The 23487-nt window shown below is 57.5% G+C and carries 23 protein-coding genes; 10 read left to right on the forward strand and 13 right to left on the reverse strand.

All coding sequences use genetic code 11. The features are described from left to right. Window positions 1–43 precede the first annotated feature (43 nt). Window positions 44–553, forward strand: a complete 510-nt coding sequence (locus HP15_RS04245) for a copper chaperone PCu(A)C (protein WP_041645017.1) — start codon at window positions 44–46, stop codon at window positions 551–553. Between the two features lie 40 nt (window positions 554–593). On the opposite strand, the gene HP15_RS21855 is transcribed toward HP15_RS04245, so the two are convergent. Both HP15_RS21855 and HP15_RS04250 read right to left on the reverse strand, forming a co-directional pair. Next, window positions 594–770 (reverse strand): DUF2897 family protein, encoded by a 177-nt coding sequence (locus tag HP15_RS21855; protein WP_075267673.1) that lies wholly within the window; start codon window positions 768–770, stop codon window positions 594–596. Between the two features lie 64 nt (window positions 771–834). Continuing rightward, on the reverse strand, window positions 835–1665 hold the full coding sequence (locus HP15_RS04250) for a M90 family metallopeptidase (protein ID WP_014576337.1): 831 nt from the start codon (window positions 1663–1665) through the stop codon (window positions 835–837). Between the two features lie 146 nt (window positions 1666–1811). Between HP15_RS04250 and HP15_RS04255 the strand changes: the two genes are divergently transcribed. The 4 genes from HP15_RS04255 to HP15_RS04270 all read left to right on the forward strand — a co-directional run bounded on the left by HP15_RS04255 (window position 1812) and on the right by HP15_RS04270 (window position 4614). After that, a complete protein-coding gene (locus HP15_RS04255; RefSeq protein WP_041645019.1) occupies window positions 1812–2483 on the forward strand; it encodes an SDR family oxidoreductase in 672 nt (223 codons plus the stop codon). Window positions 2484–2597: 114 nt separating this feature from the next. Continuing rightward, window positions 2598–3638 (forward strand): GGDEF domain-containing protein, encoded by a 1041-nt coding sequence (locus HP15_RS04260; protein ID WP_014576339.1) that lies wholly within the window; start codon window positions 2598–2600, stop codon window positions 3636–3638. A 24-nt stretch (window positions 3639–3662) separates the two neighbouring features. Then, entirely contained in the window at window positions 3663–4118 is a 456-nt protein-coding gene (locus HP15_RS04265) for a CopD family protein (RefSeq protein WP_014576340.1), read from the forward strand. Window positions 4119–4143: 25 nt separating this feature from the next. Further along, entirely contained in the window at window positions 4144–4614 is a 471-nt protein-coding gene (locus HP15_RS04270; protein ID WP_014576341.1) for a MaoC family dehydratase, read from the forward strand. 18 nt (window positions 4615–4632) lie between these two features. On the opposite strand, the gene HP15_RS04275 is transcribed toward HP15_RS04270, so the two are convergent. After that, on the reverse strand, window positions 4633–5487 hold the full coding sequence (locus HP15_RS04275; protein WP_041646135.1) for a PA4780 family RIO1-like protein kinase: 855 nt from the start codon (window positions 5485–5487) through the stop codon (window positions 4633–4635). Between the two features lie 106 nt (window positions 5488–5593). On the opposite strand from HP15_RS04275, the gene HP15_RS04280 reads away from it, so the two are divergent. Both HP15_RS04280 and HP15_RS04285 read left to right on the forward strand, forming a co-directional pair. Then, window positions 5594–6454, forward strand: a complete 861-nt coding sequence (locus HP15_RS04280; protein WP_014576343.1) for a DUF6544 family protein — start codon at window positions 5594–5596, stop codon at window positions 6452–6454. After that, window positions 6454–7422 (forward strand): M23 family metallopeptidase, encoded by a 969-nt coding sequence (locus tag HP15_RS04285; RefSeq protein WP_014576344.1) that lies wholly within the window; start codon window positions 6454–6456, stop codon window positions 7420–7422. Before HP15_RS04280 ends, HP15_RS04285 begins: the two co-directional genes overlap by 1 nt. Window positions 7423–7428: 6 nt before the next feature. On the opposite strand, the gene HP15_RS04290 is transcribed toward HP15_RS04285, so the two are convergent. The 4 genes from HP15_RS04290 to HP15_RS04305 form a co-directional block, all read right to left on the reverse strand. Then, window positions 7429–7848, reverse strand: coding sequence for a universal stress protein (locus HP15_RS04290; RefSeq protein WP_014576345.1), 420 nt, complete (start codon window positions 7846–7848; stop codon window positions 7429–7431). A 138-nt stretch (window positions 7849–7986) separates the two neighbouring features. Next, window positions 7987–9369, reverse strand: a complete 1383-nt coding sequence (locus HP15_RS04295) for a sodium-dependent transporter (protein ID WP_014576346.1) — start codon at window positions 9367–9369, stop codon at window positions 7987–7989. Between the two features lie 56 nt (window positions 9370–9425). Then, window positions 9426–10613, reverse strand: a complete 1188-nt coding sequence (locus HP15_RS04300) for an amino acid aminotransferase (RefSeq protein ID WP_014576347.1) — start codon at window positions 10611–10613, stop codon at window positions 9426–9428. Then, entirely contained in the window at window positions 10606–14124 is a 3519-nt protein-coding gene (locus HP15_RS04305) for an indolepyruvate ferredoxin oxidoreductase family protein (RefSeq protein WP_014576348.1), read from the reverse strand. The genes HP15_RS04300 and HP15_RS04305 overlap by 8 nt, the downstream gene beginning before the upstream one ends. A gap of 157 nt (window positions 14125–14281) precedes the next feature. Here HP15_RS04305 and HP15_RS04310 point away from each other — a divergent pair, with 157 nt between their 5' ends. Beyond that, on the forward strand, window positions 14282–14761 hold the full coding sequence (locus tag HP15_RS04310) for an Lrp/AsnC family transcriptional regulator (RefSeq protein ID WP_014576349.1): 480 nt from the start codon (window positions 14282–14284) through the stop codon (window positions 14759–14761). Window positions 14762–14829: 68 nt separating this feature from the next. On the opposite strand, the gene HP15_RS04315 is transcribed toward HP15_RS04310, so the two are convergent. From HP15_RS04315 to HP15_RS04325, 3 genes are all read right to left on the reverse strand, one after another. Continuing rightward, window positions 14830–15036, reverse strand: a complete 207-nt coding sequence (locus HP15_RS04315) for a cold-shock protein (protein ID WP_008176018.1) — start codon at window positions 15034–15036, stop codon at window positions 14830–14832. Between the two features lie 202 nt (window positions 15037–15238). Further along, on the reverse strand, window positions 15239–19000 hold the full coding sequence (locus HP15_RS04320) for a DUF1631 family protein (RefSeq protein ID WP_014576351.1): 3762 nt from the start codon (window positions 18998–19000) through the stop codon (window positions 15239–15241). A gap of 142 nt (window positions 19001–19142) precedes the next feature. Next, entirely contained in the window at window positions 19143–20114 is a 972-nt protein-coding gene (locus HP15_RS04325) for a ribonuclease Z (RefSeq protein ID WP_014576352.1), read from the reverse strand. Between the two features lie 138 nt (window positions 20115–20252). Here HP15_RS04325 and HP15_RS04330 point away from each other — a divergent pair, with 138 nt between their 5' ends. Together HP15_RS04330 and HP15_RS04335 are read left to right on the forward strand one after the other, a co-directional pair. Continuing rightward, window positions 20253–21098, forward strand: coding sequence for a crotonase/enoyl-CoA hydratase family protein (locus HP15_RS04330; RefSeq protein ID WP_014576353.1), 846 nt, complete (start codon window positions 20253–20255; stop codon window positions 21096–21098). Between the two features lie 30 nt (window positions 21099–21128). Next, entirely contained in the window at window positions 21129–21719 is a 591-nt protein-coding gene (locus HP15_RS04335) for a CPBP family intramembrane glutamic endopeptidase (protein ID WP_008176009.1), read from the forward strand. Here HP15_RS04335 and HP15_RS04340 read toward each other — a convergent pair. Genes HP15_RS04340 through HP15_RS04350 form a run of 3 tightly spaced genes read right to left on the reverse strand, consistent with a single transcriptional unit; the run spans window position 21710 to window position 23423 of the window. Beyond that, window positions 21710–22129, reverse strand: a complete 420-nt coding sequence (locus tag HP15_RS04340) for a DUF2721 domain-containing protein (RefSeq protein WP_008176008.1) — start codon at window positions 22127–22129, stop codon at window positions 21710–21712. The genes HP15_RS04335 and HP15_RS04340 overlap by 10 nt on opposite strands. A gap of 37 nt (window positions 22130–22166) precedes the next feature. Further along, on the reverse strand, window positions 22167–22520 hold the full coding sequence (locus tag HP15_RS04345) for a gamma-glutamylcyclotransferase family protein (protein WP_014576354.1): 354 nt from the start codon (window positions 22518–22520) through the stop codon (window positions 22167–22169). Between the two features lie 21 nt (window positions 22521–22541). Then, window positions 22542–23423 (reverse strand): LysR family transcriptional regulator ArgP, encoded by an 882-nt coding sequence (locus tag HP15_RS04350; RefSeq protein ID WP_014576355.1) that lies wholly within the window; start codon window positions 23421–23423, stop codon window positions 22542–22544. Window positions 23424–23487: the final 64 nt, after the last annotated feature.

Raw genomic sequence — 23487 nt, forward strand, 5'->3', positions numbered from 1 at the left:
TTTCTATCCTTTGGTTTTGAACCATCGACAAGGAACACTGGACATGAAGTATTGCCTGAGCGTGTTTGTGCTGGCACTGGCCCTGGTTGCCCCGACAGCATTTGCCCATGATTACAGCCATGGCCCGGTCACGGTCGATCATCCCTGGAGTCGGCCTACACCGCCTGGCACGCCCATGGGCGTGGGTTACATGAGTATCTCCAACAGCGGCAGCAGTGATATCACCCTGGTTGGGGCCGCAACCCCGAGGGCAGGTAACGTATCGATCCATGAGACCAGCATGCACGATGGTGTAATGCGAATGGCACCGGTCAAGGGCGGGCTCGCCATACCGGCAGGTACCACCGTGGAGTTGAAGCCCCACAGCTTTCACCTGATGCTGGAGAAACTGAAAAGTCCGTTGCGCGAGGGTGAGAGCATTCCCTTGACCCTGACTTTTGAGGGTGCCGACGAAATGCAGGTTGAGCTGAATGTCGAGTCGCTGGATGGCGAGATGATGAAAAGCGAGAGCATGGATCACTCGGGCAAAAGTATGGACCACAGCGGACACTGATCGAACCTGCCCGGGGCAGTCTTTGCGGCTGCCCCCAAACCTACCACTCTCTGTCTTCGGCGCTCTCCTCGGCCTCGATCTCCGCCTTCCGGGCCTGGATTTTCTTCATCTTTTCATCGGAGATTTTCATGCTGTGGGCATTGTCACGCAGTATCATCAGGCTGCCCACGATCAAGGCAAGGGCAACAACTATGAATATCCATCCTATGGCTGGCATGTATACCTCCACCAACTGATCCGCTTTCCTACATAGTGGACCACGCATTGATTTGCCACAACTGTCATGCATCCTCCCAGAAAGCCGTTGGATCGAGCCGGTAATACCCTTGCAGGGCCTTGTAGACCTCGGGCTGTTCTCGCTTGAGATGGCGCGGCTGCTGGAAAAATGCCTCGGTCAGCACTGCGAAAAATTCTGCCGGTTCGGTAGCGCCGTATGGATCAAGCCAGGATCTATGGTGGTGCCGGAGGGAATGCCTGAGGTCTTCGTAGGCCGTCGTCATGGAACTTTGCCAGTGCCGGGCCTGCTCTCCACTCAGCGGCGGTGCCCCGTCTGCGGTGCCGTCCAGGTAGTCCAGCTGGTGTGCAAACTCATGGAGCATGACGTTATGGCCGCTGTGCGGGTTCCGGCTGGCCTCCTGACATTCTCGCCAGGCCAGCACTACCTGGCCCCTGCTTGAGGCCTCGCCGGCCCGTATTTCATTACTTTCGCTGACAATCATGCCATCGCTTTCAATGTCTCTGACGTGATAGGCATCGGGATAGACCAGAATGCTGCTTACCTCGTCAAAATCTGAATAGGGGCGGGCAAGAATCAGTAAACAGGCGTGGCCGGCAATGGTCACTCTCACCGCGTCGTCCACCTCAAATCCGTCACAGCCATAGAATTCCTTCTCGGAGAGAAAAAGCTGGACCCGTTGCTCCAAGGTTTGCTTGAGGGCTTCAGGAAACCGTCGGTAAAGCGGCACGTTCGCATCAAGATGCTCGCGCCAGGATGTTGGAAAGGGGGCTCTCAGTTCCCGTTCCCTCCGCCAGGCGCGGTAGAAGAAGAGGTAGAATACGGTTGCTGCGATCAGGGTCACTGCGAAGACTGCGAAAACAAGTGCTGCTGACATGCTGCTCCCGGCGACCATTGATTGAATTACCCCGTATCTTACAGAAAAATTGGATCTGCACGCAGTCAGGGCCCGTATTGCTGGTTGTTCTACATTGCAGGGGATGTGAAGCTGCATGAACCGTATTGATCGTTGAGGAGGCTGATATGTCCGATAATTCCACTGTTGTAATCACCGGGGCAAACCGGGGCATTGGTCTGGAGCTCGCCCGGCTCTATGCAGGCCGCGGCTGCTCGGTAATCGGCGTGTGCCGGGAGGCCTCGCCGGAGCTGGAAGAGGTTGCGGCGAGGATCATCGACAGTGTCGACGTGACGACCAATGAGGGTGTGGCAAGGCTCCTGGCCGGTCTTGAGGGCCAGTCCATTGATCTGCTGATCAACAATGCCGGTCTGCTGCAGGACGAGAAACTGGGCAGTATCGATTTTGATTCCATCCGTACGCAGATGGAAATCAACGCCTACGCTCCACTGAAAATCGCTGAAGCCCTGTTTGAAAAAATCCCCTCCGGAGGCAAAATCGCCAACATCACCAGCCGCATGGGCTCTATCGCCGACAACGACTCTGGCGGCCGCTATGGGTACCGTGCTTCAAAGGCGGCGTTGAATGCCTTTGGCAAGTCCCTCGCGATGGATCTGAAACCGAGGGGTATCGCGGTGGCCCAGCTGCACCCGGGTTATGTTCAGACCCGAATGGTGAATTTTGGTGGGTTGATTACTCCGGAAGAATCGGCAAAAGGCCTGGCAGAGCGGATTGATGGCCTTACCCTGGAGAATACGGGATCGTTCTGGCACAGCAACGGCGACGAGCTGCCGTGGTGATCCTGAAAACATTTTCATTTGTTTGCATTGGAGTGAGGCAGGATTCTGTTTTAACGAGTACTCTTGTTACCTAAAAAAGGAATTCTGCTGTCGATGAAAAGTGCGAGTGCTCCAATGAATTATGAGCCTGAGCGGGAACGCAGGCCCCAGTTCTGGCGTTTGGCCATGCGATGTGCCCAGATCGCCGGGACTGTAGATGTCATCTTTTTCTTTCTTTTTCATGCATTGGGTTCGCCGGTTCTGGCATGGATCAACGTGGTTAGCGTGGCCATGTATGCCGGCGCCTACTACGCACTCAAATACCATAAGAACAAGATTGCGGTCGTACTGATCTGGGCGGAAGTGCTCGGGCACGCCGGCCTCGGTACCGTTCTCATCGGCTGGGAGAGCGGTTTCCATTATTACCTTCTGATGTTCATACCGGCGATCTGCGTTTCCGCGTCCCGAAGATGGGCGGTTTATGCGCTACTCACTCTCTGGGGATACTACGTCGCGCTCGATGCCTTGATGTGGTACATCGAACCGTTGCAGCCAATCCCGCAGACAGCCCTGAACATAGTCCATCTGTTCAATCTGAGCGTGGTCTTTGCAATGTTCAGTTACCTGGCTTCCTATTACCTCAGCATGGTTGTTTCGGCACAGCGCAAGCTTCGCGAAATGGCAACAACGGACTCATTAACCGGGCTTTTCAATCGTCGTCATATGACCTATCTGGCTGAAAAAGAGGTATCGCGGTTCCGGCGCAGCGGACACCCGGTCGGTTTCCTCCTGCTGGATGTCGATCATTTTAAGTCGATCAATGATGCCTTCGGACATGAAGCCGGTGACAGGGTACTCGGCTGTGTTGCCGATGTGATCCGGGAAGAATTAAGGGCTCAGGATCTGATAGGTCGATGGGGTGGTGAGGAGTTTCTGGTCATTCTTCCGGATACGAATGCTGATAAAGCGCAAGCAAGCGCGGAGCGGATACGAAAAGCGTTTTTGGCAAGGGACTGGCGCGCAGTTATCGGCGGTGATATCGATGTTACGATCAGCATCGGCGTAAGTGAGCTGCGAACTGGCGAAGACCTGAGTGCCGCGGTCAGCAGGGCTGATGAAGCGCTTTACCGCGGTAAAACGGGCGGCCGTAACCGGGTAGAACTGGAAACCATCTGAAGGCCAAAGCAAGGGGGTAGGTTTATGAGTCTGGCAATTGCACTGCATGTTCTGGCTGCGGTTATCTGGGTTGGCGGTATGTTCTTCGCCTACATGGCGATGCGTCCGGCCGTGGTTGAGGTGGTAGAGGCCTCCCAGCGTGGCCATCTTTGGTCGAAGACGCTTGAACGGTTTTTCCGCTGGGTCTGGCTCGCGGTTGTGCTGCTCCTGGTTACCGGCTACTGGATGATTTTCAGTGTGTTTGGCGGTATGGCCGGTGCTGGCTGGCACATTCATGCCATGCAGACGCTCGGGCTGGTGATGATGCTGCTCTACTTTCACGTGTATTTTGCGCCTTTCCGACGGCTCAAGCAGGCGGTTGCAGACAAGGATCCGCAAGCTGGTGGTGTTCAGGTGGGAAAGATTCGCCGTCTGGTCGGTATCAATCTGATTCTCGGCCTGATTGTGGTCGCCATAGGGTCTGGCGGTCGGTACCTGTAAGGCTGAGCGATCGGGGACCGATACCATGTCTGATATTCGAAAGAGAGCCATTGCCGGCCTGAAAGCCGGCGACTCGTTTACCCTGGTACGAACGTTCACCGAGGATGAGACCCTGTCCTTTGGCGAAATCAGCCGCGATCAGAATCCGGTTCACTACAGCGATGAGTTCGCCCAGGCCAAGAACATGCAGGGCAGGATCTGCCATGGCTTGCTGGTTGGCGGGATGATCACGGAGGTGGGTGGGCAGATTGGCTGGCTGGCGTCCGGGATGAATTTTCGCTTCCGCCGGCCAGTGTATTTCGGGGATACCGTCACCTGTGTGTTCACCATCACCGAAGTGGACTCAAGGAATAGGGCCCGGGCCGAAGCGGTGCTCTCGAATCAGCATGGTGAGCCGGTTATCGAAGCCACGTTAACGGGTGTTCTACCCGGGCCGAAGGAACAGCAGTTGATGTCAGCAATGATCAGCGAAGAGAAAACCACGTCTGCCGGCTGACCAGCGCCGGCTAAGGCGTCAGTCCTCCTCGGCGTCCCTCATCCGTTCCTGTCGCTCCCACTCTTCCTCTTTTGCCGCATCGATGATTTCCATCAGTTCGTCGACGTTGGCAGCGGTGTCATCGTGCTGGAAGCAGCCCGTGAGCTTGCTGTCCGGGTGCAGGTCGCCGGACTCGTAGAGCGCCCAGATCTCCTTGCCATAATCGGTGTTCAGCAGTTCCGGCGCGAAGCGTCCGAAATAGCGGCGCATATTGTCGACGTCGCGCTCCAGCATGCGTTCCGCGTTGTTATTGCCGGAGGCATTGACGGCCTGGGGAAGATCAATAATGACAGGTCCGCTGGCATCGACCAGAACATTGAATTCCGACAGATCCCCATGGATCAGACCGGCACTCAACATACGGACAACCTCTCGGATGACCTGATCGTGGAAGTCGCGGGCCTGTTCCGGGGACAGGATGACATCATCCAGCCTGGGTGCAGCCTTGCCATCTTCGTCCGCCACCAGTTCCATCAACAGCACACCGTCCACGAAGCCCAGAGGCTCGGGAACCCGGACACCGGCAGCGGCAAGCCGGTACAGGGCATCCACCTCGGAGTTGAGCCAGGCTTCTTCCTGTTCCTTCTGGCCGTATTTGGTTTTTTTGCTCATGGCCCGGGCGCGCCGGCTGTTCCGTACCTTGCGGCCTTCCTGGTATTCCACCGCCTGCTTGAAGCTTCGCTTGGAGGCTTCCTTGAAGACCTTGGCGCATCGTGTCTGATCGCCACAACGCACCACATAAACCTGGGCTTCCTTGCCGCTCATGAGCTGGTAGAGCACTTCGTCCACCATGCCGTCATCGACAAGTGGTTGTAATCTTTTCGGTACTTTCATAAAACCTTTCAGACGGACAGTGAGTCGGCCAGCCACGTTCATTGATCTGGAACAAGACTGGATGCGGACAGGGCAGGGACAATGACTGCTACGGAGCATAGCTTACATGAAAATCTTTTTCCTGATCCTGTTGATTCTGGTGGTGGCGGTCACTTTAGCTCTGTGGTTCTGGCGACAGGCCGACCACAATGCGGACCAAGCCGCCATGGCGAAGTTGGCGGCTCTGCAGCCAGCTTCACCGGAACGGTTCGATCTTTCTCTCCTTGAGGGGCTGCCGGAGCCCGCCCGGCGGTATTTCCGATACACCATTCAGCCCGGTACACCGCTTTATACTGTCGCCCGGATATCAATGACCGGAAAATTCGGCATGGGCAATCGGGAATCGCCCGACTACATGGACATGCAGGCCACGCAGATGCTGGCCATGCCCGAAGGCTTTATCTGGAAGATGAGCGCCAGCCGCGGCGCCCTCCGGGTTTCCGGCTCAGACACCGGGCAGTGGACGCGGTTCTGGCTGATGGGATTGCTGCCGGTGGCCCGGATGGGCGGCGACCCGGATCACACCCGTTCGGCATTCGGCCGATATGTGGCGGAAGCGGTTTTCTGGACGCCAGCCGCCCTGCTGCCAGGCCCGGGGGTCGCGTGGCAGCTTGTGGATGTAAATACGGCCAGGGTGATTGTCCGCCACGAGGGTATGGAGCAGGCGGTGGATGTTGTGGTGGCCGAAGACGGTCGTCCCCTTCAGGTAAGTTTCGACCGCTGGAGCAATGCGAATGCGGAAAAAATCCATCGTTTGCAGCCGTTCGGTGGATACCTGTCAGAGTTTCGGGAGTTCGAAGGCTTTATCTTGCCGACCCACGTGGAAGCCGGGAACTTCTTTGCCACGGAAGATTACTTTCCTTTCTTCATTGCCGAAGTGACCAATGTAGAATTCCCTCGATCCAATTTGATCCCGAGTGGTGATTGATGTCGCTGATGGTAATGCTTACCCAGATTGTTTTACCGGTTGTCCTGCTGGTTTGGCTGGCAAGGTTCCCTGCCCGGGGATGGCTTGCACTTGGCGTGCAGGCACTGTCGGTGGCAGGCGTGCTCGTTGGTCTCGGTCTGGCCGCCCTGTGGGTCATGCCGCCGTTCTGGGTGCCGTATCTTTATTACGGCGGGTTCCTGTTCATCGTGGTGCGCCATCTATGGAATGGACGGTTCCAGCGCGACGGCTTATGGCAAGTCTCGGCCGGGCAAACCCTACTTGTCCTTCTTGGGTTTGCCCTTGGCTGCCTGGGCGGGTACATGGCGTATATGGCATACCAGGGTAGGGCTTTGCCGGCGGTTGAAACTGTCGATATCGCCCCACCGTTCGGGCCTGGCACCTATCTGGTGGCCCATGGTGGTTCCAACGCCATGGTGAATGTGCATTTGAAAACGCTGGATACTGCGCTTGAGCGTTTCAGACCCTGGCGGGGACAAAGTCGCGCCCTCGATATTTTCCGGATTTCGCCGTTGGGCATCCACAAGCATGGCTGGCTGCCATCCGATCCGGCCCGTTATACAACGTTCGGCACCCCGGTGCTGGCGCCCTGCGATGGGGAGATCGCGAAGGTTGTCGATGGCCTGGAGGATATGCCGGTTCCAGTGATGGATCGGGAACACATGGCGGGAAATTATGTGGCGATCAATTGTGGCCAGTTCTTCGTGATTTTAGCCCATCTTAGGAAAGGTAGCGTCTCGGTCTCTGCTGGCGATCGGGTGGATGTCGGTGGTTTTCTGGGAGAAATGGGTAACTCCGGCAACAGTTCAGAGCCCCACCTGCACGTTCACGCCCAGCGAGGGCTGCCGGAGCAGGCGGCATTCGGAGGTGAGCCTCTGGCGCTAACTATCGATGATGCTTTTCCGGTGAGGAACGACAGGATACGGGTTGCAGTGCCTGTCGACCGATAGCTTTCTTTACCGCACAACGAATACCGAAATATCACTGTGTCTGACGATATTGGCGCCGTTGGAGTGGAGAATGTGGAGCCTGTCGCCGATTCCCGGCGGATGAGAAGCCATCACCACCAGGTCTGCACCTGTGGTTTTAATAGCTTCAAGCAACTTGTCTTCAAGTTCCACTGCCGTATCGGCGGTCTCCATGACGATGCTGTCCGTACTGATGCCGTGGGATTTCCCCTGCTCCTCCGCGAAGACGGCGAGTTTCTCCCTGAGCTCTTTAGGATTGTGGGCGGCCGCTCCCGGTGTGCTGTTGGTGACGGTGACGTAGCACAGGGTGGCGTTGTAATGCTTGGCAATATCAATGGAGGTATTGAGCGCCTTCACCATTTTATCGGTATGGGCGAGGTCGACCGGAACGAGGATCTTGGTGTACATAAGAGTTCTCCTTTTCCGCATGCGATACAGACATAGGTCTGTTGTCCTGAATTCAGATTGGCAGTGCCCTGTTGGGTATGTCAAAAAAAGCCCGGTGAAGTTCACCGGGCTTTTGCGGTTGGAGAAGCCGGGATGGCCTTACAACAGGTTGTAGAGGAAAACCACGGCGATACCGGCAGGCGTCAGATACCGGAGTACGAACATGAATGCCTTATAGCTGCTTCCTTGCAGACCAATATCGGCCGGCAGACTCTCACGTTTCATCGCCCATCCGGCAAACAGCGCAATGGCGAGTCCGCCGAGAGGCATCATCAGGTTGGAGACGAGGAAGTCGAGCAGGTCGAAGACCGTCTTGCCCTCGAAGAACGGAATAAAGCCAAGCGGGTGCACACTTTCCCAGACGTTGAAGGACAACACGGTACCGATACCGATAAACCAGATGGCGAGCCCGCCACCAATGGCGCTTTTCGCTCGACTCACGCCTTTGTGTTCTTCCAGCCATTCGACCACCGGTTCCAGCATGGAAATGGCCGAGGTGATGGCTGCTACCAGTAGCAAAGCGAAGAAAATGGTGCCGAACAGCGCACCACCACTCATCTGGCCAAAGGCCAATGGCAGGGTCACGAAGATCAGGCCGGGCCCTGCCCCTGGCTCAAGGCCATTGGCAAATACCAGGGGAAAGATGGCCAGCCCCGCGAGAAGCGCAACGCTGGTGTCCACGACGGCAATGGTCATGGCGGTCCGCGCAATGTTTACGGTTTTTGGCAGGTAGGAGCCATAGGCCATCAGAACACCAATACCGATACTGAGCGTAAAGGCGGCGTGCCCCAGGGCAGTCAGAACCCCCGCCGTTGTCAGTTTGCTGAAATCCGGCGAGAACATGAAACTCACGGCCCGGCCAAAGCTGCCGCTGTTCATGGCATAGATCACCATGGCAACCAACAGCACGAACAACAGAGGCATCAGCATATTCACAGCTTTCTCAAGCCCCGAGCGAATGCCCCTGCCAACGATGAACACCACAATCACCATGAACACCGAGTGCCACATGAGCAGTTCCCAGGGGTTGGCAAGGAGCCCGCCGAACTGGCCGCCGATGGCTTCGGCATCTGCTCCGGTAAACAGCCCGGTTGCGGCCTTGCCGATATAGACCAGGGCCCAGCCGCCAATCACGGCGTAAAAAGAAAGCACCAGGAAGGATGCAATTACCCCGTTCCAGCCGATGGCTCGCCAGCCCCTGGCTGTGCCTTCGGTTTTGGTCAGGGTGCGCATGGTGGCCACAGGGCTCTGGCCGCCGCGCCGACCAATCATGGTTTCGGCAATCAGTACCGGCACGCCGATCAGGAAGATACAGGCCAGGTAGATCAGAACGAAGGCGCCGCCGCCGTTCTCGCCAGTAATGTACGGAAACTTCCAGATGTTCCCGAGGCCAACGGCTGAACCAGCCGCAGCCAGGATAAAGGCCATCCGTGAGGACCAGAGGTTATTGGCCTGCTGGTGTGGTTGGGTACTCTCACTCATTCTTCTCTCCGGCTAATTGTTTTTGTCGGATTGATTGGTTGTTGTCGAAAAAGTATTTACTTGCCGAGCACCTCGCGCAGGGCGGAAGCGACTTGTGGCAAGACGTGGTCGTTCAAACCGGCAACGTTTACGCGGCTGCTTTCCAGCATGTGGATGCCGTGTTCCTTCCGTAACCGGCCCACCTGCTCCGGACTGATTCCGAGGAACGAGAACATGCCCCGCTGACGGGCGATGAAGTCGAAGTCGCCTACTGGCGAGAGTGCATCCGCAAAAGCGTGACGCAGATGCAGGATGCGCTTACACATACCGTTTAGCTCCTGTTGCCACTGGGCTCGCAGGTCGTCATCGCCAAGGATGGTCTCCACGATTGAGGCGCCGTGGGCCGGTGGCATTGAGTAATGCGACCGGATGACGCTCAGCAGCTGGCTGGTGGCGGCGGCATTCACGGTTGCGGTTTCCGAAACCAGGGCGAGGGCGCCGGTGCGCTCCCGGTAGAGGCCAAAGTTCTTGGAGCACGAGGCTGCGATCAGCATTTCAGGTACCGCACTGGCCAGGTGCCTCAGGCCAGCTGCATCCGCGTCCAGGCCTTCGCCAAGGCCCTGATAGGCCATGTCCACGAAGGGCAGCAGGCCTTTGCGCTGGATCAGGCTGGTCACTTCCTGCCACTGGGCCAGGCTCAGGTCCGCGCCCGAGGGGTTGTGGCAGCACCCGTGTAGCAACACCACGTCGCCCGCATCCGCCCGTTCCAGGGTTTCCAGCATGGCGCCGAAGTCTACCTGCAGGGTCTCTGGATTGAGGTACGGATATTCGCGAATAGTCAGGCCGGCGCCACCGAGCAACGGCAAGTGGTTGGCCCAGGTGGGCGTGCTGACCCAGACTTTTGTATCGGCCTTGCACAGACGCAGAAACTCGGCCGCCATACGCAGGGCGCCGCAGCCGCCCGGTGTCTGGATGACCGATACGCGACCGTCGCGGACCAGTGGGCTGTTGCTTCCCAGGATCAGCTCCGCCATGGCGCTGTTGAAGCCGGCGGAACCGGCAGGGCCCACGTAGCTCTTGGTGGTTTCGCCCTCAAGCAGGCGACGCTCGGCTTCGTGAACGGCGGCCATGATAGGCGTATTGCCGGCGTCATCCTTATAGACACCGATGCCCAGATCCACTTTGTCCGGTCGATCGTCTTCAAGGAAGGTCTGCATCAACTGCAGGATCGGATCCTGGGGCAGGGGCTGGAGTGCTTCAAACATGATTGGCCTCCTCGTTAGCCTGTTGGGTGCGAATCAACGTCGGGCGACCGGTATCCAGCGCCTTGATCAGTTGCGTCTGCTTTTCACGAATGCTTTCTGCCGCTTGCTCCCGCACAGGGCCGTACCCGCGGACATCGGCAGGCAACTCGGCAAGCTGCAGGAAGGTTTCGTAGTTGCTGGCGTTGAGCTCACGACCGATCCGGTCTACCAGGCTCTGATAATCCTTCAGCATGGCCCGATCCAGCTTGCGGTCGGCGGAATAGCGGAACGGATCGATTGCGGTTCCGCGCAGGCCGCGAAGTTTCGCCAGCAGCCGGAAGGCCCGGAACATCCAGGGGCCGAACCGGCGTTTTTTCGGGCGGCCCTGGGCATCGGTCTCGCCGCTGAGCAGGGGCGGGGCCAGATGGAAGTGGACTTTGAAGTCACCCTCGAAGGTTTCATTCACCTCTTTCATGAAGTCGGTTTCGGCAAACAGTCGCGCGACTTCGTATTCGTCCTTGTAGGCCATGAACCGGTACAGCTGCTGGGCTACTGCACGAGTCAGCAGCAGGTTGGTTTCACCGAGGGACTCCTCAGCCTTCCGGACCCCTGCAACTGCATCCCGGTATTGGTCGGCCCAGCGCTGGTTCTGATAGTTGACCAGATGCTTGTGACGGGTGTTGATGAGCTCGTCCAGGGTTGGTTCGGGTTTGACCTCAACAACCTGAGCATTACTGTCGTCCAGCAGATCCGTGACTGCGCTCGGATCCACGGCCGACAACCGTCCCCAGCCGAAGGCTTCCTTGTTCCGGTCGATGGCGACGCCGTTCAGCTCAATCGCCTTCATCAAAGCCGCTTCGGACAGGGGCAGCAGGCCTTTCTGCCAGGCAAAACCGAGCATCATCACGTTGGAGAACACGGTATCGCCCATTAGCTTTTCGGCGATGCCATTGGCGTCCAGCTGATCAAAATGATCCTCGCCAACGGCATTCTTCAGTAGCCCAAGGCGCTTGTCGGCCTTCATATCGGCGTCGCGGAAGAGCACGTAGTCGGCAGTGGGCAGTTCCGCTTCGTTGGCAACGATCCGGGTGTGGTTTGGCCGGAGAACGCTCAGGGCCTTCTGGGAAGACGCTACGACCAGATCGCAGGCGATGACCGCATCGGCCTGGCCATTGCTGATCCGAACCTGATGGAGCTTGTCCGGGGACGGTGCCATACGAACGTAGCTCAGCACCGTGCCGCCTTTCTGGGCGAAGCCCATGAAATCCAGTACCGAGGCGCCGCGCGACTCCAGGTGGGCCGCCATGGTGATCAGCTGGCCAACCGTCACCACGCCCGTACCGCCAACGCCGCCCACCAGCAGATCATAGGAGCCGGTCATTTCCGGCAATTTGGGAGCTGGAATATCAGCCAGCTTGCGGGTGAGTACGGAGCCGGTGTCAACGCCGCGGGATTTGCGCAGCTGGCCGCCTTCGATGGTCACGAAGCTTGGGCAGAAACCGTTAACGCAGGAAAAGTCCTTGTTGCAGGATGACTGGTCGATCTTCCGCTTGCGTCCCAGCTCCGTCTTGCGGGGAACCACCGAGAGGCAGTTGGACTGCACCGAGCAGTCGCCACAGCCTTCACACACGTGATGGTTGATAAAGGCCCGCTTGGCCGGATCCGGGAACTGCTTGCGCTTGCGACGGCGGCGTTTCTCGGCGGCACAGGTCTGGTCGTAGATCAGTACGGTACAGCCGGGGATATCACGCAATTCCCGCTGCACCTGGTCGAGCTCGGACCGATCGTGGAAGGTGACGTCCTTGGGAAACAGGTCATGATGGCCATCGTATTTCTCGGGCTCGTCGCTGAGAACAACAACCCGATTGACCCCTTCTGCGGCCATTTGCTGGGCAATCCTGTCGACGGTGATCTGCCCGTCGACGGGCTGACCGCCGGTCATGGCGACGGCGTCATTGAACAGAATCTTGTAGGTAATATTGATGCCGGCAGCTACCGCCTGACGGATAGCCATGGAACCGGAGTGGAAATACGTGCCTTCACCCAGGTTCTGGAACACGTGGGGGTTGCCGGTGTACCGGCTCTTGCCAATCCAGTTGACGCCTTCGCCACCCATCTGGATGAGGGATTCGGTGTTCCGGCCCATCCAGGACGCCATGAAGTGACAGCCAATGCCGGCCAGGGCCTTGCTCCCCTCCGGGACCTTGGTGGAGGTGTTGTGTGGGCAGCCCGAGCAGAAATAGGGCATACGCTTGACGCCGCCCGGATCCTGGGCGGTGGTCATGGCACTGATTTCAGCCATGCGCTCGCTGAAGTCCACCTCGAAGAAGCGACCAAGACGGGCTGCGAGGAAGCCGGCAACCAGTTTGGGGCTCAATTCGCCAACGTACGGGATCAGCGGGCGGCCCAGCTCATCCTGTTTGCCGGTAATCAGAACCTCGCCGGGACGGTCCGGCTCGGACATGTACTCCTTGATCTGGCTCTCGATAATGCCGCGCTTTTCCTCGATCACGAGGACTTCTTCCTTGCCGTGCACGAAGTCCAGGATGCCGCGGCGCTCCAGGGGCCAGACCATGCCCACCTTGTAGATATCCAGACCCATGTCCCGGGCCTTGTCTTCGTCAATACCGAGCAGATCGAGGGCTTCCAGCAGGTCAAGGTGCCCCTTGCCGGTGGTGACAATACCAAAGCGGGCTTCCTTGTTGTCGAACAGGCACCGGTCAATGCGGTTGGCCCGGGCAAAGGCCTGAACGGCCGCGAGCTTGTGTTCGATGCGGGTTTCCAGCTGGGGGCCGGGCAGATCCGGCCAGCGGTAATGAAGGCCGCTTTCCGGCGCGGTGAAATCGTCCGGAGTGACAAAATCCGGTGCTGGCGGAATTTCCACAGAAGCCGCGCTTTCCACGGTTTCCGATATGGCCTTGAAGCCGACCCAGCAGCCACTGTAGCGGGAAAGGGCATAACCCCAGAGACCGAATTCCAGGTATTCCGCGATGTTGGCCGGGTTGATGGTGGGCATGAAGAAGCTCATGAATGCCACATCGGACTGGTGGGGCATGGACGATGACACGCAGCCATGGTCGTCGCCCGCTACCACCAGCACACCGCCATGGGGGGAGGATCCGTAAGTGGTGCCATGTTTCAGGGCGTCGCCGGCTCGGTCCACGCCCGGGCCCTTGCCATACCAGAGGCCGAATACGCCCTCTACCTGACGGTCTTCATCGGTTTCTACCTGCTGGGTACCCAGCAGGATCGTCGCGGCAAGATCCTCGTTGATGGCGGGAACAAAATCGATCCGGTTCTCGTCCAGCAGGTCTTTCGCCTGCCAGAGCGCCTGGTCGACCGCACCGAGGGGGGAACCACGGTATCCACTGACCAGGCCGGCGGTATTCAGGCCTTGCTTGCGATCCAGGGCAGCCTGCATCAACGGAATTCGGACCAGGGCCTGTGTGCCGGTCAGGAACACCCGACCGGATTCCCGCAGGTAGCGGTCTTCGAGTTTGTAATCGTCGAGTTGTGGGGTATCGGCGGACATGGCGCCCTCCTTTTTGTCGATTTTATGACCAAAATTCTAGAGGGAAGTCCGCAAAAGGTGCTTGCTTATTGGAAGGAGGTTTTCAGGGTTTGCGAAAGAATGTTTGATAAAAGACAATAAAGAGAAAGAACCTTTGATAAAAATCAGGTGTTACCAAATGAAACAGGTGGAGCTGGACAAGCTGGATCGGAAAATCCTATCGGTGCTGCAGCAGGATGGGCGCATCAGTAACCAGTTACTGGCCGAACAGGTGGGTTTGTCACCGGCTGCTTGCTGGCGCCGGGTGCGCACACTTGAGGAAAGCGGTGTGATTCAGGGATACAGCGCAAGAGTGGATCCGGAACGCATTGGTCAGGGGCTGTGTGTGCTCGTCAATCTGTCACTGCAGCGGCACAACATCGACAGCACGGCGGAGATTGAGCAGCAGGTGAGCAGTTATCCGGAGGTGCTTCAGTGCTTTGCGGTGACCGGTAATGCCGATTTCGTGCTCAGGGTAATCGTGCCGGATATGGCCAGTTACGACAGGTTCCTGAACGAAAAAATCTTTACCCTGCAGGGCATTGCCCAGGTGAATTCGAACTTTGCGTTGCGGGAGATAAAAAATACCGAGACGATCCCGGTGGAAGGTATTCTGTAGTTTCGGCAGGGAGCAACAACGAAAAAAGGCAGCCGAAGCTGCCTTTTTCTGAACGTGTCGTCTGTTATTTACAGAGCGACAACGTTTTCCGCCTGAGGACCTTTCTGGCCCTGGGTAACGGTGAACTCGACCTGCTGGCCTTCAGCCAGAGTCTTGAAACCGCCGCCCTGAATAGCGCTGTAGTGAACAAAAACGTCCGGGCCGCTTTCGCGAGTGATAAAGCCAAAACCTTTTGCTTCGTTGAAAAACTTAACGTTGCCGGTAACTGTAGACATAGTATTCTTCCTGATTTCAATCATTTAATGTGCCGTCACGTCATCTTATTGATGGCTGATCGGCGGTATGCGGAAACAAAAAACTGGCGTGATCAAAAACAGGACGTGCTACTTATTACAGCTGAGCGGTCTTATTGATGAAATGCTTTGCTAAATCTTTCCAACGAGGCCCACTGTACTCCTGCCACGGGGAAAAGCAAAGCTATTTCTTGTAGGCATAAACCGGGGGAGTGGAATTCGCGGTTCCAAGGCTGTCCAGCCTGCGCGGCTTGGCAATGGCGAAGCCCTGAGCGTAGTCCACCTGGATCTCTCTCAGGGTGTCCATGATTTCCATGTCTTCCACGTATTCGGCGATGGTCTGAAGATCCAGAAAATGACAGAGCTCGTTGATCGACCTCACCATGGCGTAGTTCGTGAGGTTGGTCGCCATGTCCTTTACAAATATGCCGTCAATTTTCACGAAGTCCACTGGCAGTTTCTGGAGGTACGCATAGGAAGACAGGCCGGTGCCGAAATCATCCAGTGCGAACCGGCAGTTCAGCCGCTTCATCTCGCGCATGAAATCCGAGGCAAAATGGAGGTTGGCGACGGCAGAGGTCTCGGTTACTTCAAAGCAGAGCTTGTGGGCCAGCTCCGGATTCGCCCTGAGATTGGATTCCAGGCCGAGCATGAAGCTGTCATCGCTCAACGACGAGCCTGACAGGTTCACGTTCAGAGTGGCAATCCTGGCGAGCGCCGCGGGATTATCTCGCATCCACGTCAGCACCTCGGAAATGACCCACAAATCAACCCGCGTGCTGCGTTTGAACTGTTCGGCTGCCTCGATATAGCCCTGGGGCGAGATCTCCTTGCCAGAACTGTCTTTCAGGCCGAGCAAGACTTCATACATCGTGCCTTCGCCGTCTTCCGGTTCGAGGGCAACGATGGGCTGGGCCCGAAGGTAGAGGCTGCCATCACGGATGGTCCGGTCTATTTCGGTAACCCATTGGGGGGTGCCGAGCCGGGACTGGTCCCGGTTTTCCCTGGCCAGTTCAATCCGGTTCCCGCCCAGCTTCTTGGCTGCTTTAAGCGAGAGGCTCGCAAGGTTGAGAAGGTCTCCAGGTGACTGTCCCGCCCCGGTTACCGGCCGGATACTGATGCTGACGGTTGCCCGATATTCCGCCTGCCCATGCCGGAACACATGTTGCTCGAAGTTGCGCCGCAGGGACTCTGCAAAATCCAGGCAGTCTTCTGTACTGATGTTATTGATGAGCACCGCAAACTCATTGCCGCTGATCCGGCCAACGTGGGACTCCGAGAATCGGGATTCGCTCTGCTTACGGAGTGTGTCGGCGACGTGCCTCAACAGGGCGTCGCCGGCGTCCGCGCCATAGGAGGCGTTGATGACACTGAACTCGTCTATATCCAGAACCATAAGGGCGGCGGCATGGTCTTCAGCAGATGACGGCAGGATGCTGATCAGCTGAGAAACCTGTTTCTCGAAGTCATGGCGGTGCATACACCCCGTCAGGGCATCGTGGGTTGCCTGAAAATTGAGCTTCCGGTAAACATCTTCAACGATGCTGAAGAGACTTTGGTCAAGGAATGGGACGTCTCCGCTCTCAACCAGCCAGGCTTCGCCTTCAGCGAGTTTCTGCACAAACTCGGGAAATCCGTAACTGACCTCGCTCATGCCTTTGGGCGAAAGAAAAACAAACCTGAGTGAATCCTCGCTGCCCCACACCAGCCGCAACCGGCGGGTCTCGCCGGTATCCAGACGAACCTCAACCCAGTCGCCTACGGAAATCTCCTTTGCCCTTGAGGCCCAACGACTGTCTTCAAGCTCCGGTGGCAGCGGGGCCGGCGCTTCATCGGCGTCACCGTACTCATCAACCCATGTGGTTTCTGCTTCCCCGTTGCCCTCGAGAATTCCGGATAGCTCGTCAATAACCGGCCTTACGCGCGAGAATTCCCCGGCGGTTTTCAGCTCCCGCTCGATGAACTGCAGCATGACGCTGCTCTCCAGCTCCCGTTCAAATGCCAGCTCTTCGGAGGTGTCGGCAGGCGAAAGCCAGGCCTGGAGCTGTGCAACCACATCAAGCAGTTCCTCACAATGCCGGCTTTCCGGACCTTCTCTCAGCATGGTCAGTACGATCAACTGCTCCCAGCCCGCCTGAAGAATGCGGATCAGAATGTTCGGAACCTGTCTGTTGCTCAAGAGCGAGTTCAGCCTCTGCCTTGCCTCCTTGCGGGTAAGGCGCAGGCGCTCCTTGCCCTCCAGGGTTTTTGCCAGCCGTTCCGAGTTGCGGAGAAACGATTGGTCCTGACGCTCGACAAGCTGTTTCAGGCGTTCGCCCAGGCTTCCCATCAGGTCCGGATCCGATACCTCGATCTCTGTCAGCTCCTCAACGATATCGGCAACCGTTGCTTCCAGCTTCTTGCTTGAGGCTCTCTCGGCAAGACAGATGTGCATCAGGTTATTGATGATATCCCGGGCCGGGTGGTCGCCGGCATTCAGAAAATCCGGTGTTTCAACCAGCGTCTCGAATACGGGTAGTCGAAGCTTTTGCAGTTGGTGGCGAAGCGAGCCCGAGAGTTCATCGTGGGTTTTCAGAGGCTCGAACAGTCGGTCCACCAGGTTGGCCTTCTCAACGGCCGTGTGATCCAGGGAGCTGGCCAGGTCGGAGTCCGAGTTGGCCAGTTCCCGAAGCAGTCCCGCCATATCGGGCTCGTCGCCGTGCAACCGGTCCAGCAGTTCCCGGCGCCGGGAGCGGAGGTTTTCCGAAAGCCTTGGATTGGGCTCCTCCCAGTCTGAAACTTCAGACGAGGGGTTTGACTCCAGTGCCATCAATTGAAAAAGGGAACGACCAACCGAAGGCGGCCCGGACGCCTCGTGCCTGGCGTGATTGGTTTCCGGAGTTTCTTCGGATGAGTCTTCTGTGGCTGCCGTCGCTGAACCCGAGTCGTCCGTTGCGTGCTCCCGGTCGCGGAGTGACCAGTTTGCGGGTAGCTCGGTGATATCTATGGCCTCAAGGCCAGCTCGTCGGCAGTCATTGATCAGTGACCGGATGGCCGCGGGCCAGACCCGGACCAGAGCATTTTCCCAGGCGCGATAGATGGTCAGGCGGTGCTCCCGCGCAATGCCCAGATGATCGACCATATACTGCAGGCAGACGCACAGGGCCCGGGGCGTCAGAGGATTGTTGTCATCGTTGACGTCCTGTCGGAAAATCTGGTTGAGAAACTGGTTGAGCAGGAAGTTGGCCCCGGTATTTGCTTTGTTTACGCGGGTGGCGATGGCCTGCAGGTCCAGCCAGTCTTCGAACTCGTGCTGTTGCAGCAGGTGCAACTCCTTGTTGCCGGCCCGGGACTCGGCGGCGGGCTCAAGGGTTGCCTGATTGGCCTGGAACTGGGCCTGGAAATCCTGGAGCATTCGTTGCTGGCGACTCTGAAAAATGAAGCGCATGTCCTTGAGCCGGGTAATCTCACGCAGCTCTGCAGCCTCTTCCAGGTCGGCTTCAATGCCCTCGAAGGTGCCTTCCATAAATTCCGGAAGCAACTGTTCCAGAAGCCGACGGCAATGCTGGTGGTAGAGCTGTTTCAGTGAAGGATCCGGAGTCGCGGCTTCGAGCCGATTCGTTCCAGTGTGCTGTAACAAACGCTCAATGTCGTTGCTGAGTTCCTCGGTGTTCCCAGCTATGTCCAGCGAAATGCCGCTACTGCGGCCAACCTGAACCGTGCCTCTGTAATGGATATGCTGTTTTTCACGGTCATTATCGAGGAAAACATGAAGATCGGTCTGTGCAGCGGCAGACGATGACAGCTGGTCGAGTACCGCGGGCGACGAAAAGTGCTTCAGGGTGAGGCGCAGCCCTTCTTTACCCAGAGCCACGCTGTCAATGACACAGCCACAGGGAATGAGGCCGGGCGCGACGACAACCGCATCCTTGCTGAGTCTGGAGTGTTTTGCGTTGAGCCGGGTCATTGACCGCCTTCCTGAGCAGTGAAAAATGAATCGTTGTTCAATTTATTGTGGGTTCAGTTTAATTTGAACTTCAGCAAACGCAAAGTGAATCTATAAAAGCGACACATATAAGCTTGGGCGGCTCGTTTAATCCACGCCTGTATTATAGACGCTCGATGGGCTTCAGCATCAGATCCCTGTTGAGCTCATAACAGGCAAAATCCTTTGCCAGATAAAGGTTTCCCCGATAAATGCCTTTGGCTTCGGATTCGATCTCACCAATGTGCGGATAAGCATCCGGATTGAACTGGTAACGGGAACTGAAGTGGGTAAGGACGAGATTGGGAACGCCTGCGGCCTCGGCGAAGCGGGCTACCTGGGCAGCGGAGCTGTGTTGCGGCCAGGGTCCGACCCGGTCAGAGACTTCCTGGGTGTAGGTCGCTTCGTGGATGACCACCTGAACACCCGTGCACGCTGCCAGAAGCAGGTCGGGCTGGTCGTTGTCGCCGGCTACGATAACCTTGCGAGGTTTTCTGGCAATTCGGGTGTAATCATCACAACGGGCGAGGCGCCCATCTTCCAGTACCACGTCGTCGCCCTGTTGCAGGCGGCCCCAGGCGGGACCGGCCTCAATACCATCCGCTTCGAGCCTGTCCCGGACCAGCTGGCGTTCCAGATTCTTTTCCGTGAACACAAAGGCCCTGCAGGAGACACGATGGGACAGGGGGACTGCAGTTACCGACAGGGAGTCGTCTTCCCAGTGGAAGTTCTCTGCTTCGGAATCGAAAAATCTCAATTCAAAACTGAGGCTGGAGTCACTATTACCGATGGCGGCCTCTATGAAGGTTTTTACCGGTCTTGGCGCAACCAGGTACAAAGGAGCGGTGCGGCCGAGCATGGAGGCGCTGGTCAGCAGTCCCGGCAGCCCGAACGTATGGTCGCCATGGATGTGGGTGATAAATATTGCCTGCAGCTGCATCACGGAATGATGGGTTCTCAGCAACTGGTGCTGGGTGCCTTCACCGCAGTCAATCAGGTACCAGTGTTTTGGTCCGCCGTGGCTCAGCGCCAGACCGGTTACGTTGCGCGATTTTGTCGGCGTTCCGGCTGACGTGCCGAGGAAGGTGAATTCCATACCAGGCCTTTTCGGGTTAACGTGTCGTCTCTCTGTTCGCCATAATACGAAGGTAGCAGAATTGACGATACATTAGCCGGGGCGACCGCTAATGAGCCGGTTAGCGACATTTATATAAGGAGTGCTGTCTTGTCTGAGTTGTCCAGTTACGAGAGTTTTTCGATTGAGGTTAAAGACTACATCGCCCACGTTCAGTTCAGTCGTCCGGAGGCCCTGAACACCATGAACAAGGCGTTCTGGCTCGAGTTGCCCCGGTGCATGCAGGATATTGAGGCCAACACCGATGCCCGCGTGATCGTCATTTCCTCCACCGGCAAACACTTCTCTGCGGGCATGGATCTGGGTGTATTCAGCGATCCCAAAGCCGTGCCCATGAACGGTGACCCCGGGCGCATGGCGGAAAACCTTCGCAGAGTTGTGCTGCAGTTGCAGGATACTCTCACCTCTCTGGAAAAAATCCGGCTTCCCGTGCTGGCAGCCATCCACGGTGGCTGTATCGGTGGCGCTCTGGATCTGGTGTGTGCCGCCGATAGCCGTTATTGCACGGAAGATGCCTACTTCACCATCAAGGAAACCGAGCTGGGCATGACCGCCGACGTCGGCACGCTCCAGCGCCTGCCCAAACTGATGCCCGAGGGCGTGGTTCGTGAATTGGCCTACACCGGCCGAAAATTCTCCGCCACTGAAGCGCAGAATCTAGGCTTCGTGAACGCCGTTTACGCCGACCAGGAATCCATGCTGGCAGGCGTTATGGCCATTGCCGGCCAGATTGCGGCGAACTCTCCTCTGGCCGTAACTGGCTGCAAGGAAATGCTCAATTACAGTCGCGACCACAGTGTGGAAGACAGCCTCAAGTATATGGCCACCTGGCAGGCCGGCATGTTCCGCCCGACGGACATGATGAAATCGTTCCAGGCCAAAGCCCAGAAGCAGGCGCCAAAATACGATGCGCTGTTTCCAGTGAAGCCCTTGTTCGACCAGTAAATGGCGTTGGGTAAACGACGAAACTCGGGTATGTCCTCCAATGCCGCTCTGTTATTCCAGGGCGCCATTGGCGTTATCGGATTAGTGGCGATACTGCTATTCGGAATTCCGGTGCTGCATGTTGGGCCAGGCCTGTGGCCCAGCATCTTCCTGGGGACGGTTGGAGCCGCTCTTACCTACGCCGTTTTGCTGTTGCTTACGCGGGTGCCCGGCTTGTTCCCGGAGAACCTCGAGCGGCAGATGCAGGGTTTGTATGACTTTGCCTCCAGCTACTCCCCGGCTGTACTCATTCTGCTATCCCTCCTGGCCGGAGTCGGTGAGGAACTGTTATTCAGGGGCGCAATCCAGGGCTGGCTGATGACAAAGACGGACCCTGTAACGGCCGTGCTTGCGGCATCGGTGTTGTTCGGTCTGGTGCACTATGTCTCATTTACCTATTTTCTGGTGGCTACCGGCCTTGGCATGGTTCTGGGGGCGGCCTACCTGTTATCCGAAAGCCTTGCTCTGGTCATGGTCTGGCACGCCCTTTACGACATGATTGCCCTGTTTTGTCTGCTCCGGTTTCCGCGCTGGTTTGGTGTCCGGGTCGTGAATTCCGGCGCAAACAGGCCTCACGAATAGTCGACATCTTCCCGGCCGGCACTCTTGCGGGCCTCAAAGCTGGCCAGCTCGACATTGATGGCATTGGTTGAGATCTGGATTTCGTACAGCGAGTACAGCAGCGAGAAAGACAGCAGTACCAGGCTGGCGCCAAACGCGATCACCCCCGGCAGGTCGGCACCCAGGAAAAGCAGGAACATGGAAACCGTACACAGGAAGAAACTGAGTACGCCGAACGCCTGCATGCGTTTGGTCAGCACAATCCGTTTGCGCAGCATGCCGATCTGTCGGGCAATCAGGGCGTGGTCTTCCTCGGTGTCCATCTGCTTGAGTTGGCGGATCAGCTGCGCCAACACCAGAAACCGGTTGGTGAAGGCCAGCAACAGCAGTGAAATCGCCGGGAAGAGCAGGGCAGGCGTTGTCAGGTCCAATCTGGTGTCCTTATGGTGAAGGTGTGTGGGCTATGGTCTACCAGCTCCCGGAGCGCAGCCGCTGGATCGTTTTAACCGGCCGATTGTAAATGTACACCCAGGCAGACCCGTGGCGAGTGTCCATGGTCTGGCGGATATACAGGCTGCTTTGCGGGCGTTCAGGAAAGAAGTCTTCCAGTTCGTCCAGTGCTTTCAGCATCGTATCGGTAACCGCATAGACTTCCACGCGGACGCCCGGGGAAGGTTCCTCTATGGCACCCGGGTAGGGGCCCAGGTGATACAGGCTCAGTTCGGGCATCCAGTCTGTCCCGACAAGCCGGGCGCCTCGCAGAATATGGCTGTTGTTCCGGCCACGTTTCAACGTGCCGTAAACCGCCACAAGGTGCTTCATACTGATCGTTGCTCCCCCTGTTTACACGTTTGAATTCAACGTGGCCGCAGACCGCAAGGCGTTGGTCAGACGGTCCATCACGCCGCCGCCATGGCGCCAGAAGTGCCAGTATAGCTGCACTTCCAGGGTTTGTTCAGGCGCGATGCTCACCAGGCGCTCGGCAGATATTTCCGGGCGGGCCTGCATTTCCGGAATCATGCCATACCCCATGCCGGCCAGCGCCAGTTTCACAAAACCTTCCGAGGATGGGCAAAGGTGGTGGGGGAAGGTGCCGTGATAGCCGCACTGGGCCAGGAACCGGTGTTGCAGTTGGTCATTCGGCCCGAAAACAATGGCCGGGGCATTCTTCAGGCTGGTTTCGCTCAGGCCTTTCCCGAAGTATCGGCGCACATAGTCCGGAGTTGCCAGTGGCATGTAGGTCATCGTGCCAATGGGCACGCAGCGGGCACCGGCAACAGGCTGGGGGCTGCTGCACAGGCAGGCAGCCACATCCCCTTCCCGCATCCTGCGAAGGCCAATGTCCTGGTCCTCGACCACAAGATCCAGCAGCAGGGTCTCCTCCGCACAGAAGTTGCCTACCGCGGCCGCCCACCAGGTGGCCAGGCTGTCGGCATTCAGCGCGATGCGCAGTCTTGCTGTGGGTTCCGAGAGTGCCGGGATGGACTTGGTCAGGTCGCGCTCCAGCAATTGCACTTGCTGAACGTGGTTGAGCAGACGCTGTCCGGCCGGTGTGGCCTTGAGTGCCGGGCTTCGCACCAGAACCGGTTGTCCGAGCCGGATTTCAAGGGTGCGAATTCGCTGCGAAATGGCCGACTGGCTCAGCCCGAGCGCCAGGCCGGCACGTTCGAATCCTCCGCACTCAATGACCGTCGCCAGGGCTTCCAGCAATTTGTAGTCAATCATAAGTAAAACTGATGCAGCATTATGAGTATGAATTTCAAGTATAGCTGGGAAGCGGTAACCTTGC

The sequence above is a fragment of the Marinobacter adhaerens HP15 genome (assembly GCF_000166295.1).
GTDB lineage: Bacteria > Pseudomonadota > Gammaproteobacteria > Pseudomonadales > Oleiphilaceae > Marinobacter > Marinobacter adhaerens.